Annotated in this window: 15 protein-coding genes; 3 read left to right on the forward strand and 12 right to left on the reverse strand. The window is 69.0% G+C overall.

All coding sequences use genetic code 11. The features are described from left to right. Nucleotides 1–5: 5 nt before the first annotated feature. Together mqnE and DWB77_RS16650 are read right to left on the reverse strand one after the other, a co-directional pair. Nucleotides 6–1,169, reverse strand: coding sequence for an aminofutalosine synthase MqnE (mqnE, locus tag DWB77_RS16645; RefSeq protein WP_120722014.1), 1,164 nt, complete (start codon nt 1,167–1,169; stop codon nt 6–8). A 55-nt stretch (nt 1,170–1,224) separates the two neighbouring features. Beyond that, entirely contained in the window at nt 1,225–1,674 is a 450-nt protein-coding gene (locus tag DWB77_RS16650; RefSeq protein ID WP_053728817.1) for an Lrp/AsnC family transcriptional regulator, read from the reverse strand. A 142-nt stretch (nt 1,675–1,816) separates the two neighbouring features. On the opposite strand from DWB77_RS16650, the gene DWB77_RS39290 reads away from it, so the two are divergent. Next, nucleotides 1,817–1,939, forward strand: a complete 123-nt coding sequence (locus tag DWB77_RS39290; RefSeq protein ID WP_281280102.1) for a hypothetical protein — start codon at nt 1,817–1,819, stop codon at nt 1,937–1,939. Here the strand turns inward: DWB77_RS39290 and DWB77_RS16655 are convergent. The 3 genes from DWB77_RS16655 to DWB77_RS16665 all read right to left on the reverse strand — a co-directional run bounded on the left by DWB77_RS16655 (nt 1,936) and on the right by DWB77_RS16665 (nt 5,142). Beyond that, complete coding sequence (locus DWB77_RS16655; protein ID WP_246033545.1) at nt 1,936–2,658, reverse strand: UbiX family flavin prenyltransferase; 723 nt, start codon at nt 2,656–2,658, stop codon at nt 1,936–1,938. The two genes, DWB77_RS39290 and DWB77_RS16655, sit on opposite strands and share 4 nt — an antisense overlap. Before the next feature lie 47 nt (nt 2,659–2,705). After that, nucleotides 2,706–3,608, reverse strand: coding sequence for a menaquinone biosynthesis prenyltransferase MqnP (gene mqnP / locus DWB77_RS16660; protein WP_120722015.1), 903 nt, complete (start codon nt 3,606–3,608; stop codon nt 2,706–2,708). 76 nt (nt 3,609–3,684) lie between these two features. After that, the gene (locus DWB77_RS16665; RefSeq protein WP_120722016.1) at nt 3,685–5,142 is read right to left on the reverse strand and encodes a menaquinone biosynthesis decarboxylase; all 1,458 of its coding nucleotides are present in this window, start codon (nt 5,140–5,142) and stop codon (nt 3,685–3,687) included. Between the two features lie 88 nt (nt 5,143–5,230). Here DWB77_RS16665 and DWB77_RS16670 point away from each other — a divergent pair, with 88 nt between their 5' ends. Then, nucleotides 5,231–5,668, forward strand: a complete 438-nt coding sequence (locus tag DWB77_RS16670; protein ID WP_120722017.1) for a PLD nuclease N-terminal domain-containing protein — start codon at nt 5,231–5,233, stop codon at nt 5,666–5,668. A gap of 481 nt (nt 5,669–6,149) precedes the next feature. Here the strand turns inward: DWB77_RS16670 and ccsB are convergent, their stop codons facing one another. The 7 genes from ccsB to hemL all read right to left on the reverse strand — a co-directional run bounded on the left by ccsB (nt 6,150) and on the right by hemL (nt 13,974). Then, nucleotides 6,150–7,241: a c-type cytochrome biogenesis protein CcsB gene (gene ccsB / locus DWB77_RS16675; RefSeq protein ID WP_120722018.1), complete on the reverse strand. Its 1,092-nt coding sequence runs from the start codon at nt 7,239–7,241 to the stop codon at nt 6,150–6,152. Further along, nucleotides 7,238–8,950, reverse strand: coding sequence for a cytochrome c biogenesis protein ResB (resB, locus tag DWB77_RS16680; protein ID WP_120722019.1), 1,713 nt, complete (start codon nt 8,948–8,950; stop codon nt 7,238–7,240). Before resB ends, ccsB begins: the two co-directional genes overlap by 4 nt. 3 nt (nt 8,951–8,953) lie before the next feature. Next, a complete protein-coding gene (locus DWB77_RS16685; RefSeq protein ID WP_120722020.1) occupies nt 8,954–9,715 on the reverse strand; it encodes a cytochrome c biogenesis CcdA family protein in 762 nt (253 codons plus the stop codon). 7 nt (nt 9,716–9,722) lie between these two features. Beyond that, nucleotides 9,723–10,331 (reverse strand): TlpA family protein disulfide reductase, encoded by a 609-nt coding sequence (locus tag DWB77_RS16690; protein ID WP_120722021.1) that lies wholly within the window; start codon nt 10,329–10,331, stop codon nt 9,723–9,725. Nucleotides 10,332–10,408: 77 nt separating this feature from the next. Next, on the reverse strand, nt 10,409–11,635 hold the full coding sequence (locus DWB77_RS16695) for a hypothetical protein (protein WP_428985126.1): 1,227 nt from the start codon (nt 11,633–11,635) through the stop codon (nt 10,409–10,411). Nucleotides 11,636–11,923: 288 nt separating this feature from the next. Further along, complete coding sequence (locus tag DWB77_RS16700) at nt 11,924–12,571, reverse strand: histidine phosphatase family protein (RefSeq protein WP_120727873.1); 648 nt, start codon at nt 12,569–12,571, stop codon at nt 11,924–11,926. An 89-nt stretch (nt 12,572–12,660) separates the two neighbouring features. Continuing rightward, the gene (gene hemL / locus DWB77_RS16705) at nt 12,661–13,974 is read right to left on the reverse strand and encodes a glutamate-1-semialdehyde 2,1-aminomutase (protein WP_120722023.1); all 1,314 of its coding nucleotides are present in this window, start codon (nt 13,972–13,974) and stop codon (nt 12,661–12,663) included. Nucleotides 13,975–14,308: 334 nt separating this feature from the next. Here hemL and DWB77_RS16710 point away from each other — a divergent pair, with 334 nt between their 5' ends. Beyond that, nucleotides 14,309–14,746 (forward strand): hypothetical protein, encoded by a 438-nt coding sequence (locus DWB77_RS16710; RefSeq protein WP_053728827.1) that lies wholly within the window; start codon nt 14,309–14,311, stop codon nt 14,744–14,746. Nucleotide 14,747 lies beyond the last annotated feature (1 nt).

Genomic DNA, 14,747 nt, shown 5'->3' on the forward strand with positions numbered 1-14,747 from the left:
CCGCTTCAGAAACGCATCGGCTGGGGCGCTTCGCGCAGCGAGGCGTCCGGGCCGGGGTACTCACGGATGATCTCGTACCGGGTGTTGCGCTCCACGGGGCGGAAGCCGGCCTCGCGGATGAGGTCGAGCAGGTCGTCCCGGGTGAGCTTGTTGGGCGTGCCGTAGTTGTCGGCGTCGTGCGTGATCTTGTACTCGACGACCGAGCCGTCCATGTCGTCGGCGCCGTGCTGGAGCGCGAGCTGGGTGGTCTGGAGGCCGTGCATGACCCAGAAGCACTTCACGTGCGGCACGTTGTCGAAGAGCAGACGGGAGACCGCGAAGGTCTTGAGCGCCTCGGCGCCGGTGGCCATCGTGGTGCGCGCCTGGAGCTTGTTGCGGACCTTGCCGTCCTGGACGTCCACGAAGTCGTGCTGGTAGCGCAGCGGGATGAAGACCTGGAAGCCGCCGGTCTCGTCCTGGAGCTCGCGAAGGCGCAGCACGTGGTCGACGCGGTGACGCGGCTCCTCGATGTGCCCGTACAGCATCGTCGCCGGGGTCTTGAGCCCCTTCTCGTGGGCGAGGCGGTGGATGCGCGACCAGTCTTCCCAGTGCGTGCGGTGGTCCACGATGTGCTGGCGGACCTCCCAGTCGAAGATCTCGGCGCCGCCGCCGGTCAGCGACTCCAGGCCGGCCTCGATCAGCTCGTCGAGGATCTCGGAGGCGGTCAGGCCCGAGATGGTCTCGAAGTGGTGGATCTCGGTCGCCGTGAACGCCTTGAGCCCGACGTTCGGCAGCGCCTCCTTGAGGGCCTTGAGGGAGCGCGGGTAGTAGCGCCAAGGGAGCGTCGGGTGAAGCCCGTTGACGATGTGCAGCTCGGTGAGGCTCTCGTTCTCCATCGCCTTGGCGAGGCGGACGGCCTCCTCGATGCGCATCGTGTACGCGTCCTTCTCGCCCGGCTTGCGCTGGAACGAGCAGTACGCGCACGACGCCGTGCACACGTTGGTCATGTTGAGGTGACGGTTCACGTTGAAGTGCACGACGTCGCCGTTCTTGCGCGTGCGCACCTCGTGGGCGAGCCCGCCGAGCCAGGCCAGATCGTCCGACGCGTACAGCGCGACGCCGTCCTCGCGGCTGAGCCGCTCACCGGCCCGGACCTTCTGCTCCAACTCGCGCTTGAGTCCCGCGTCCATCAAGACCGCCTCCCATACGTGTGTCTTTCAGGCTCCACCAAAGGTACGCCCCGGCCTACTCGGGAAGTTCCCCGACCCGGTTCTCCCACTTCGTGGAGAGCACGATCGTGGTGCGGGTGCGCGAGACGCCCTTGGTCGAGCCGAGCCGGCGGATCGTCTTCTCCAGGCCGTCCACGTCACCGGCGCGGATCTTGAGCATGTACGAGTCGTCGCCCGCGATGAACCAGCAGTCCTCGATCTCGGCGAGGTCGCGCAGACGGCGGGCCACGTCCTCGTGGTCGGCGGCGTCCGAGAGCGAGATGCCGATCAGCGCGGTGACGCCGAGGCCGAGCGAGGCGGCGTCGACGGTAGCGCGGTATCCGGTGATGACACCGGCCGCCTCCAGGCGGTTGATGCGGTCGGTGACGCTGGGGCCGGAGAGCCCGACGAGCCGGCCCAGTTCCGCGTACGAGGCCCTGCCGTTCTCGCGCAGTGCCTGGATGAGCTGCCTATCGACGGCGTCCATATGCCTGAAGCCTTCCATTGTTCAGCGATACCGCGAGTTTACGTGTAGAATCTAAGGCATGCAGGGGTGACACCCTGCGAATCATGCAGCTGTATGGATAAATTTCCAGCAGATCAAAGACGATCTTTCAGGAGTTGTCACCGTGTACACGATCGAGATGGCCTACGCCCGGATGCGCGAGCTTCAGGATCTGGCCAACCGGTCCCGTGCCCAGCAGCCCTCGGCGAAGCTCCGCGCTCCCAAGCGCGCCGCCAAGAAGCGCTAATCCCCTCCAGAGCCTCCCCGAGGTCCCGGCTCCGCCCGGCGGGGCCGCCCCGATCCGAGCTCTCCCTCCCAACGGCGGTACAGGCCGTGCGGCACCCCCGCCGCGTCCAGAACGCGCCCCGCGACGAAGTCCACCAGATCCTGGATGTGCGTCGCACCCGCATAGAACGCCGGTGAGGCGGGCAGCACCACGGCGCCCGCCTCGTCCAGCGTCACCAGGTGCCCCAGCGTCTGTCCGTTCAACGGCGTCTCGCGCACCGCGACCACCAGCTTCCGCCGCTCCTTGAGCGTCACGCTCGCGGCCCGCTGCAACAGGTCCTTCGAAAGCCCCAGCGCGACCCCGGCCACACAGGCCGTCGACGCGGGCACGATCAGCATCCCCTTCACCGGGTACGAGCCCGACGAGGGCCCCGCCGCGAGATCCCCCGGCGCCCAGTGGCGTACGTCCGAGACGTCGCACGCGCCGAAGGAGTCCGGCTTTCCGTCCGCCCCGCGCGCCAGCCACGCCCGCAGATCGTCCTGCCAGTGCGCGTCCCGGAACGCGATGCCCGTCTCGTCGAGCAGCGTGAGGCGCGAGGCCCGCGACACCACCAGGTCGACGCTCTCCCCCGCGGCCAGCAGCGCGCGCAGCACCGCCGCCGCGTACGGCGTCCCCGAAGCACCCGACACGCCGACGATCCAGGGCGTGCGCTGCTGACTGTGTACGTTCACGTGCTCCACGTGTCCGAGCCTATCCGGCGGCCCGTGCGCGGGGCCGGGTCAGGTGCTCAGACGGTCAGGCCCCGCACCAGCAGATCGATCAGCGCACAGACGAAGAGGGCGATTCCGATGAAGCCGTTGACCTGGAAGAACGCCCGGTTGAGGCGGGACAGGTCGTGCGGCTTGACCAGGGTGTGCTCATAGAGGAAGGCCCCGAGCACGATCAGCAGGCCCAGCCAGAAGAAGAACCCGGCGCCGGTCGCGAGCGCGTACCAGACGAGCAGCGCCATCGTCACGCTGTGGCAGCCGCGCGCCCCGTATATCGCGGCCGGGATGCCGAAGCGGGCCGGCACCGACTTCACGCCGTGGCCGCGGTCCGCCTCCACGTCCTGGCAGGCGTAGATCAGGTCGAAGCCGCCGATCCAGATGCCGATCGCGAGCCCGAGGATCACCGCGTCCCACGACCAGGAGCCGGTGATCGCGATCCACGCGCCGACCGGGCCCATCGCCTGCGCGAGACCGAGGATGGCCTGCGGGAAGTTGGTGAACCGCTTCCCGTACGGATAGACCACCATCGGGATCACCGCGACCGGCGCGAGCGCCAGGCACAGCGGGTTGAGGGCGGCGGCCGCGCCGAGGAAGACGACCAGGGCGATGAGCGCACCCGTCCACGCGGAGCGCACCGACACCGCGCCGGTGACGAGCTCGCGGCCCGCGGTGCGCGGGTTACGGGCGTCGATCTCGCGGTCGATGATCCGGTTGCAGGCCATCGCGAAGGTGCGCAGGCCCACCATGGCGACGGTGACCAGGAGCAGCCGGCCCCAGTGGATGTTCTTGTCGAGCTGGTACATCGCGGTCAGGGCCGCGGTGTAGGCGAAGGGCAGCGCGAAGACCGAGTGCTCGATCATGACCAGGCGCAGAAACGCCTTGGTGCGGCCCGGCTGGGGCATCGCTGCGGCTGAGGCACTCACTAGAGCCCCGGTCCATCCCCGCGAAGGCGGGGAAACCCGCTCTCCGCGCTGCCGTTCTCCATCATCTGCCAGCACCTCACAGTCCGTATTCCTTCCAACGCTTCGTCACCCGTTCGGCCGTATCCGGGTCCGACTCGACCATGGCGGGCCAGCCGCCGTCGCGGGTGTAGCCCTCCTCGGGCCACTTCGCGGTCGCGTCGATGCCCGCCTTGCCGCCCCAGAACTGCTGGTAGGAGGCGTGGTCGAGATGGTCGACCGGGCCTTCCACGACGGTCAGGTCGCGGGCGTAGTCGGTGTTCCCGAAGGCCCGCCAGGACACTTCGTGCAGATTGTGGACGTCGCAGTCGGCGTCGACGATCACGATCAGTTTGGTCAGCGACATCATGTGCGCGCCCCAGATCGCGTGCATCACCTTCTGGGCGTGCTTGGGGTACTTCTTGTCGATCGAGACGATCGCGCAGTTGTGGAAGCCGCCCGACTCCGGCAGGTGGTAGTCCACGATGTCCGGCACGATGATCTTGAGGAGCGGCAGGAAGAAGCGCTCGGTGGCGCGACCGAGCGGCCCGTCCTCGGTCGGCGGCCGGCCCACCACGATCGACTGGAGCAGCGGACGCTTGCGCATCGTGACGCAGTCGATCGTCAGGGCGGGGAACGGTTCCTGCGGGGTGTAGAACCCGGTGTGGTCGCCGAACGGGCCCTCGGGCAGCATCTCGCCCGGCTCCAGCCAGCCCTCGATGACGACCTCGGCGTTGGCCGGGACCTGGAGCGGCACCGTCTTGCAGTCGACCATCTCGATCCGCTTGCCCTGGATGAACCCGGCGAAGAGGTACTCGTCGATGTCGCCGGGCAGCGGCGCGGTCGAGGCGTACGTGACGGCGGGAGGGCAGCCGAAGGCGATCGCGACGGGGAGCCGCTCACCGCGCTTGGCGGCGACCGCGTAGTGGTTGCGGCTGTCCTTGTGGATCTGCCAGTGCATGCCGATGGTGCGCTTGTCGTGGCGCTGGAGGCGGTAGAGCCCGAGGTTGCGTACGCCTGTCTCGGGGTGCTTGGTGTGGGTGAGGCCCAGATTGAAGAACGAGCCGCCGTCCTCGGGCCAGGTGAACAGCGCGGGCAGCATGTCCAGGTCGACGTCGTCGCCCGTGAGGACCACCTCCTGGACGGGCGCGGCCTCCTGCTTCACCTTCTTCGGCGGTACGTGCACCATCGAGCCGAGCTTGCCGAAGGCCTCGCGGATGCCGACGAAGCCCTGCGGCAGCTCCGGCTTGAGCAGCCCGCCGATCTTCTCGCTGATCTCCTCGTACGCCGTGAGGCCGAGCGCCTTGAGCAGGCGGCGGTCGGTGCCGTACACGTTCATGGCCAGGGGCATGGAGGCGCCCTTGACGTTCTCGAACAGGAGGGCGGGGCCGCCGGCCTTGTTGACCCGGTCGACGATCTCGCCGACTTCCAGATACGGGTCGACCTCGGCCTTGATGCGCTTGAGGTCGCCCTCGCGCTCCAGCGCCCTGAGCAGCGATCGGAGATCGTCGTAAGCCATGGGGTCAAGTATCGGGCACCCGATACCCTGGGCCCGTCACCGGGGCCGAGGCACGGCCCGCAACCGTTCCCGGGGGGACCGTCCAACCATGCTCAGGTATCTGCCGTTTCTGCTGGTCCTGGCGGTGTGGATCTATGCGTTCATCGACTGCCTGAACACCCCCGAGGAGGAGGTCAAGGGCCTCCCCAAGGTGGTGTGGATCATCATCGTGCTGCTCTTCGGCGAGGTTCTGGTCGGACCGGTCGCGTGGCTCGTGGCGGGCAAGGTCCGCCGGGGGCCCGGCGCGGGCCCGTCACGCTGGACCGCCCCCGACGACAACCCCGCCTTCCTTGCGTCCCTCGGGGAGGGCGGCCAGCGGGATGAGGCGGGGCTGAAGGACGACGAGGCCGTGCCGAAGGGCGATGAGGCGGGGCTTAAGGGGGACGAGGCGGTGCCGAAGGGCGATGAGGCGGTGCTGAAGGAGTGGGAGGCGGATTTGCGGCGGCGGGAGGAGGAGTTGAAGCGGCGGGAGCGGGGGGAGGAGTAGGGCCTTTTTGGACCCCACCCCACCCCTTCCCGAAACCCTCCGGGGGTGCGCGCCGCGACCGCGAACGGTGCCCACTCTTCGCGCAGTTCCCCGCGCCCCTAAAACCCTCTCGATCCTGCGGACCGTGGGTGGCTGGTCGCGCAGTCCCTCGCGCCCCTGAAAACCCGTCTTCGTCTGCGGGCCGCAGGTGGCTGGGCGCGCAGTTCCCCGCGCCCCTTAACTACTCGGTGCTGGCCAGCATCGGCCACCTCAGCCTGTCCGGCGATTGAGGACGAGCGGCCTTAAGGCGCGAACGGGGTCTGGGGCGGAGCCCCAGGAAGGCCCGGGCCATCCAACCCTGCGCCTACGGGCGGGCGGGTGGGGAAGGTGCCCCAGGGGGCCGGGACCAGCCGACCCCCGGCACGGGTGGGCGGGTGGGCAAAAGAGGGACGGGGGCTGGGGGCGAGCCCCCAGGAGGGCTCGGCCTCGTACGGGGGCCGGCTCAGACGCCTGCGTATGAGTGCTTGCCGGTCACGAAGATGTTCACGCCGTAGTAGTTGAACAGCCAGCACCCGAACGCGATCAACGCCAGCGTCGCCGCCTTCCGCCCCTTCCACCCCGCCGTGGCCCGCGCATGCAGGTAGCACGCGTAGGCGACCCAGGTGATGAAGGACCAGACCTCCTTGGGGTCCCAGCCCCAGTACCGCCCCCACGCGTCCCCCGCCCAGATCGCCCCCGCGATGATCGTGAAGGTCCAGAGCGGGAAGACCGCCGCGTTGACCCGGTAGGCGAACTTGTCGAGCGAGGCCGCGGCCGGCAGCCGCTCCATGACGGAGGTCGCGAAGCCGCCCGGCTTGCCGCCCTCGGCGAGCTTCGCCTCGTACCGGTCGCGGAAGAGGTACAGGATCGTGGCGACCGCGCCCACGTAGAACACCGCGCCGCAGAAGATCGCGGTGGAGACGTGGATCCACAGCCAGTACGAGTGCAGCGCGGGCACCAGCTGGTCGCTGGCGGTGTAGAGCACGGTGACGGCGAGGCCGAGGTCGAGCAGGACCGTGGTGACCAGCGGAAGGCCGAGCCAGCCGACGTTCTTCTTCAGGGCGAGCAGCGCCAGGTACACGCCGACCGCGACCGTGGAGAAGGTCAGGTTGAACTCGTACATGTTGCCCCACGGCGCCCGCTGCACGGACAGCGCGCGGGTGAGGACACCGGTGAACTCGATGAGGAAGGCGAGCACCGTCAGGGAGACGGCGATGCGGCCGTAGAGGTCGCCCTTCTCGTCCCCGCCCGACGCGCCGGGCCCGTCCGGTACGTTCCGGGCGCCGCCGGCGGAGCGGGTCACGACCTTGGGGCGTTCCAGGACGGCGGTGCCGCCGTTCTTGGTGGCGACCTCGACCTTCACGGTCCCGGCGTCCTGCGGCTCCTGCCCGGCGCCGGTCAGCGCGGCCGCCGTACGGGCGACCTTGCTGCGGCTGCCGAACAGCCACTCGGCCATGTTGGCGAAGAAGGCCAGCAGATAGACGGCCATCGACGAGTAGATCAAGTAGTTGCTGGTGTGCGCCAGGCTCTCATTGGTGGCGGCGGCGAGATTCACTTCTCAGCCCCTTCGGCAGGAACGGCTGCGGATTCGGGTTCGGGATCCGGCGCGGTGGGCGCCTCGGGGATGAGCGTGACCGCGAGGTCGGCCAGCTCCTCGGGAAGCTTCGCGGACTCGCTGCGGCCGAGCCCGGCCATCTCGACGACGGTCACTCCGTCGTCGCCCCGGACGGCCCGGACCCAGACCCGGCGCCGCTGGATGAACAGCGAGCCGGCGAGTCCGGCGATGGCACCGATCGCGCCCGTGAGGGCGAGGCCGCTGCCCGGCTGGTGGGTGATCTGGAAGCTCGCCCACTGCTTGATGGGGCCCTTGTCGAAGGTGATCGACCCGGCGCCGTCGGGGAGTTGAAGGCTTTCGCCGGGCAGCAGCAGCTTCTTGAGGATCTTGCCCTGGTCGTCCTTGAAGGGCGTGATCGAGCGGCTGCTCGTGTCCAGCTGGTACACGTTCTTGGGCAGGCCCGAGTTGAGGCCGAGGTCGCCGTGGTAGGCGCCGATGTTGAGGACCGGGAAGTCGGGCGCGGGGAACTTCGAGAACATCTGGGTCGCGCCGGTGCCCTTGCCGCCGAACGTCGGCACGAAGAACGCGGCGAAGCCCAGCTGGTCCTTGTTGCCCTTGGCGTCGCGGTAGCCGTCGAGCACCTTGATGGCGCCGCTGGAGGTGAGGTTGTTGTCCATCGGCAGCAGCGGCACCGCGCCGTGGAAGACGACGTTGCCCCTGCCGTCCTTGACGGTGACCGACGGCGCGTAGCCGTGGGAGAGCAGATAGACCTTGGAGCCGTCGACGACGAGCGGCTTGTTGACCTCGACGGCCTTGTGCTGGGGCTTGCCGTCGGCGCCCTCGGAGTAGGTGAGGTGGGCCTTGAACTCGCGGGCGGTGCCCAGCTCCGGCCCGTTGCGCTCGTACGTCGCGTCGAAGCGGTCCAGGGTGAAGCTGAACGGCGTGAGGTCCTCGGTGCTGAACATCGAGCCGGACTTGAAGTCGTCGTACTGGGTGAGGGTGTTGGAGAACCCGTCGCCCTGGACGATCAGCTTGCCGCCCTCGGACTTGAAGAGCTGGCCGGTGGCGAACGCGACGAGGATCACGATCAGCGAGACGTGGAAGATCAGGTTGCCGGCCTCGCGCAGATACCCCTTCTCGGCGGCGACGGCGTCCCCGCTGATCCGGGAGCGGAAGCGGCGCTGCTTGAGCATCGCGAGCGCGGCCTCGCGCACCTGCTCGGGCTCGGCCTCGGTACGCCACGTCGTGTACGCGGGCAGCCGGGTCAGGCGGCCGGGCGCGGCCGGCGGGAGACCGCGGAGCTGGCCGACGAACTGCCAGGTGCGCGGCACGATGCAGCCGATGAGCGAGACGAACAGCAGGATGTAGATCGCGGAGAACCACACCGAGCTGTAGACGTGGAACAGGCCGAGCTTGTCGTAGATCGGCGAGAGGGTGTCGTGCCGCTTCTGGAAGTCGGCGACCTTCATCTCGTCCACGCTGGTCTGCGGGATCAGCGAGCCGGGGATGGCGCCGAGCGACAGCAGGAAGAGCAGGATCAGCGCGACCCGCATCGAGGTGAGCTGCCGCCAGAACCAGCGGACCCAGCCGAAGGCCCCGATGCCGACTGGGCCGTTGGACCGTTCCTCGGTGGGCGCGGTCGAGAGCTGTGCCCCGGCCTCGCCGAGGTCGGGCTCCGGAGTCGGTTCGGTTCGGTCGATCTTGCTCATGCGTCAGACACCCACCTGAAAGCCTTGGGACCAGCCCTGTACCTGCTGGACGAGCTCCGCCCAAGCGCCGGTGAGCAGCAGCACCCCGGTCACGATCATCATGCCGCCGCCGATCCGCATCACCCATGCGTAGTGCTTCTTGACCCAGCCGAAGGCTCCGAGCGCCTTGCGGAAGGCGACCGCCGCGAGCACGAAGGGCAGTCCGAGGCCGAGACAGTACGCGACCGTCAGTATCGCCCCGCGCCCGGCGCTCGCCTGGTCCATGGCCAGCGCGTTCACCGAGGTGAGCGTCGGTCCCAGGCACGGCGTCCAGCCGATGCCGAACAGGGCGCCGAGCAGCGGCGCGCCCGCGAGACCGGTCACCGGCCGCTTGTGGAAGCGGAATTCGCGCTGGGTCATCCACGGCATGAGGCCCAGGAAGAAGACGCCCATGAGGATCATCAGCACGCCGAGGATCTTGGAGAGCGCGGTGCTGTGGGTCTGGAGGTTCTGGCCGAAGTAGCCGAAGAGCGCGCCGCCGGAGACGAAGACGGCGGTGAAGCCGAGGACGAACAGACCGGCGCCCGCGACCATCCGGCCGCGCCGGGCCTCGGCCAGGTCGGTGCCGGTCACTCCGGTGACGTAACTGAGATAGCCGGGGACCAGGGGCAGTACGCAGGGGGAGAAGAACGAGACGAGGCCGCCGAGCACGGCGACCGGCAGGGCCACGAGAAGGGCCCCGCTGAAGACCGTCTCGTTCATCGAGCCGACGGCGGCCAGTGCCATCACGCGATCACTTCTCCGCGATCAGCGGGTCGATCATCTGGTGCAGTTTGGCGTCGTCGAGCGCCATCAGGGCGCGGGCGGCGATTTTGCCGTTCCGGTCGAGGACGATCGTCGACGGAATGGCCTGCGGATTCAGACTTCCCTTGGGGAAACGCAGAATGAGCTTGCCGATCGGGTCGTACAGGCTCGGATAGTCGACGCCGAATTCCTTTTCGAACTGCTGGGCCGGGCCCTTGTCGGTGTCGCGGGTATTGATCCCGACGAACTCGACGCCCTTGGCCTTCGTCTCCTTGGAGACCTTGGCCAGATACGGCGCCTCGGCCCGGCAGGGCGCGCACCAGGAGCCCCAGACGTTCAGCACGACGATCTTTCCCTTGAGGTAGGCGACGTCGAGCTGCTTGCCGTCGACGGTCTCCCCGGACAGCGCCGGGGCGTCCTGACGGTCGCCCTTGGCGACGGTGGCGACTCCGCCGGTGCCGGTGACGAACTTGGTGTCACCGGAACCGCCGGACGTACCACCGGAACCGCAGGCCGTCAGGGTCAGCGCACCGGCGGCCGCGGCAGCCGCGGCCAGCGTCAGGGTGCGACGGCGTCGAAAGGCAGGACTCACGGACATGTGAAAAGTTTCGCATGACGGTTCCGGGGATCTTCCGCGCCCCCCTGGCTGCCCGTAAAGCCCCTTGTCAAGGGCGGCTAAACGGCCTTGAGGAACGTGTTCCAGCCACCGGTGGGGGCCTGTCCCACCTGGAGTCCGCGCAGCTTGGCGAGCACCTTCGGGTCCTGTACGTCGAGCCAGTCGACGTACTGCTTGAAGGAGACGAGCCTCACATCCTTCTTCTCGTCCCGCTTGGCCACGATGCCCTTGAAGGCCTCTTCGACGGCGTCCATATAGATCCCGCCGTTCCACTGCTCGAAGTGGTTTCCGATGTAGAAGGGCGCGCGATTGGTTTCGTAGGCGCGCTTGAATCCGGCGAGATACGCCTCGGTGGCCTGCTTGCGCCAGCCGGGATAGTTGGCCGGCGGCGCCTTGGTCGAATTCTTCGACTGGTTGGCGAGGATGTTGTAGTCCATCGAGAGGACCTCGAAGGAGCGCCCGGGGAAGGGTATTTGCTGGAGCGGCAGGTCCCACAGGCCGTGCCGCTTGACCGGCCACATCTGGGTGCCGCCGGGCGAGGAGGCGTCGTAGCGCCAGCCCAGCTTCTGCGCGGTGGGCAGCAGGTTGTCCTGGCCGAGCAGGCAGGGGGTGCGGCCGCCGGCGAGCTCGCGCTTGTAGTCGAACGGCAGCGGGTCCTCGTCCGTCCAGCCGGTGTTGGTCTTCCACTTCGTGACGAAGTCGATCGCCTGGTCTATCTCGCTCTGCCACTGGGCGGCGGTCCAGTGCTCGACGGTGCCGTGCCCGGAGCAGAAGTGGCCGTTGAAGTGGGTGCCTATCTCATGGCCGTCGTTCCAGGCCTGGCGGACGTACTTCAGCGTCTCCTTGATGTGCGGGTCCGAGAGGTAGCCGATGTCGGAGGCGCCCACCGCGTTGTTCGGCGGCCGGTAGAGGCGCTTCTTGGCCTCGGGCAGCAGATACAGACCGGAGAGGAAGAACGTCATGCCCGCGCCGTGGTCCTTGGCGAGCTGGAGGAAGCGCGGGAAGAGGCCGTTGCCGACCTCGCCGGCGCCGTCCCAGGAGAAGATGACGAACTGGGGCGGGGTCTGGCCGGGTTCGAGGGGGACGGGCTTCTCGGGCTGGTGCGGCTGCTTGCCGGTGTCGGCGGTGGAACCGTCGCCTATCAGCTTCGCGTCGGCCTTCTTGCCGGCCGCGTCACCGCCGTCGCCGCCCTTGCCCTGGCCCTTGCCACTTGATCCGCTACCGCCCGAAGTGCCGCAGCCGGTCAGGCCGGCCGCCGCGGCGGCTCCCAGACCCAGGCCCAGCATGCCCCTACGGCTGAAATTCCGGCTGCTCTCCCGCATAAGTCCGTCCGTTCCCATCGCGTCGCACCGTCGTCTCGTCGTCCTCGAACCCAAGCGCGTCACCGCAGTTGGGCGATGTGTGAGATGCCGGGTGAAACAGGGATGGTTCCCCACAGCTCGCACAAATCTTCGTAAACCGTACGAGATGCGGGTGCGGGGCGAAGGGGCGGGGGGTGGAGGTCCGGTGAACGGTGCGGGGGGTCCCTCGACTGTCCCACGGGCCGGCCGGGGTGAACCGGCCGGCCCACCGCGTCAGGCGCCGAAGGCCTTCGACTTGCCCTTGACCGGCTTGGCACCGGCCAGCAGATGCGCCGGTACGAGATCGCGGGCGGGCTCGCTGTAGCCCACCGACACGATCCGGTCGCCCTGATAGGTGAAGCTGGTCAGCGAGGCCAGCGTGCACTGCCGCTTGCGCGGGTCGTGCCAGAGCCGCCGCTTCTCGACGAAGCTGCGCACGATCCAGATCGGCAGCTGGTGACTGACGCACACCGCCTCGTGGCCCCGGGCCGCGTCGCGCGCCGCGTCCAGGGCGCCCATCATCCGTACGACCTGCTCGACGTAGGGCTCGCCCCAGGACGGGCGGAACGGGTTCGTCAGGTGCTTCCAGTTGGCCGGCTTGCGCAGGGCGCCGTCGCCGACGCCGAACGTCTTGCCCTCGAAGACGTTGCCCGCCTCGATCAGGCGGGGATCGGTCGCCAGGTCCAGGCCGTGCGCCTTGGCGATCGGGGTCGCCGTCTCCTGGGCGCGCTCCAGGGGGGAGGCCACGACATGGGTGATGTCACGGCCCGCCAGGTGCTCGGCGACCCGGTCGGCCATCTGCCGGCCGAGCTCGGAGAGGTGGAAGCCCGAACGCCGCCCGTAGAGCACGCCGTCGGGGTTGTGCACCTCGCCGTGCCGCATCACGTGCACGACGGTGAGGTCGCCATCGCTCTTGCCGGACTGGCTCTTGCTGCTCTGGCTTTCGCTGCTCTGGCTCTTGCTGTTCTCGCTCATGCGGTGGCCTCCGCTGCGGCGCGGGCGGCGGCGGGCAGCGCGGCCGCGATGCGCTCGATGGCGCGCTCGTCGTGGGCGGTCGACACGAACCAGGACTCGAACGCCGAGGGCGGCAGATAGACGCCCTGGGCCAGCATCGAGTGGAAGAACCCGTTGAAGCGGAAGGCTTCCTGCTTCTTCGCGTCCTCGTAGTCGCGGACCTCGTCGGGCGTGAAGAAGACGGAGAACATGTTGCTCGCCGTCTGGAGCCGGTGGGCCACGCCCTCCTTGCTGAGCGCCGCGGTGACCAGCCCCTGGATCTCCCGGGACACGGCGTCGACCTTCGCGTACGCCGCGTCGTCGAGCAGCCGGAGCTGGGCGAGACCGGCGGCGGTGGCGATCGGGTTCCCGGACAGGGTGCCCGCCTGGTAGACGGGGCCCGCCGGGGCGAGGTGGCCCATGACGTCGGCGCGGCCGCCGAACGCCGCGGCCGGGAAGCCGCCGCCCATGACCTTGCCGAACGTCATGAGGTCCGGCACGACGCCGTCGACGCCGAACCAACCCGCCTTCGACGTACGGAACCCGGTCATCACCTCGTCGGAGATGTAGAGCGCGCCGTTCTTGGCGCAGGCCGCCTTGAGACCGGCGTTGAAGCCGTCGGCCGGCGGGACCACGCCCATGTTGCCGGGCGAGGCCTCGGTGATCACACAGGCGATCTCGCCCGGGTTGGCGTGGAACGCCGCGTGCACCGCGTCCAGATCGTTGTACGGCAGCACGATCGTGTCGCCGGCCTGGGCGCCGGTGACGCCGGGGGTGTCCGGCAGGCCGAAGGTGGCGACCCCGGAACCGGCGGCGGCGAGCAGCGCGTCCACATGGCCGTGGTAGCAGCCGGCGAACTTGATCACCTTGGCGCGACCCGTGAAGCCACGGGCCAGGCGGATCGCCGACATGGTCGCCTCGGTGCCGGAGGACACCAGGCGGACCTGCTCGACCGGTTCCACCCGGGCCACGATCTCCTCGGCGAGCGCGACCTCGCCCTCGCCGGGCGTGCCGAAGGAGGTGCCGCGGGCGACGGCCTCCTGCACGGCGGCGATGACCTCGGGGTGCGCGTGTCCGAGGATCATCGGGCCCCACGAGCAGACCAGGTCGACGTACTCGCGGCCGTCGGCGTCGGTCAGGTAGGGACCCGTACCGGACACCATGAACCGGGGCGTACCGCCCACGGCCCGGAAGGCACGGACGGGGGAGTTCACGCCGCCGGGCGTCACGGCGGACGCACGGTCGAAGAGGTTCTGCGAAACTGGGGCGTCGTATTCGTACGGATAGCTCACACCGCCATGGTGGCAGAGGCCCGGACGTTCTTGCGGACTGGTGTTTCACCGCACCCGCGTGGGGGAGGTCAATGACACGATGATCCGCAGATGATCGAGTTGCATCGGCGGATGATCGGGTTGCGCGGTGGGGGTCGCGCCATCTACAAACAGTCGGGCTACAAGCAGTCGGGTGAAGGATATGCATCGCGGTGGCGGACTGGGCGAAGGGACCGATGACCGGGGTCCCGAGCGCGCCCACCGTCGGGGACGGCACCGGCGACGCGACGCGCAGGACCGGATCGATCGGGTCGGGGACGGCGTCGGGGCGGGGAACGGAAGTGGCCGTATGGGCATGGGGGTGACCTACAAGTATTTCGGTGCCCCGGACGGCGCGACCGCCGCTCGGGTGCCGGTCACCATGCGCCCCGAGGAGCTCGGCGGCGACGAGCTGGGCATGGGCGGCATGTTCACCAAGATCAAGCCGGAGACGATGGCCGCGATGGTCCTCACCGGCATCCAGGGCATACCTCTGCACAAGGTCCCGCCCCTGGAACTGGTCGTCCTGCACCCCGACTACGCGGTGGTCAAGCTCCCCATGACGGTCGTCGACCCGCTGCGCGGCGTCGGGGAGGAATCGGTGGGTGCGGCCGCCTTCATCTGGTCCACGGTCCCGGACCGCGGCGGCCCGCGCGACGCGTTCAACGTCTACCAACTCCTGCACGAATGGCAGGACTTCTCGCACCGCCTGCACGAGGCGGGCCACCAGCCGTACTGCTTGGTCTGGCCCTGAG

This window comes from Streptomyces hundungensis, assembly GCF_003627815.1.
GTDB lineage: Bacteria > Actinomycetota > Actinomycetes > Streptomycetales > Streptomycetaceae > Streptomyces > Streptomyces hundungensis_A.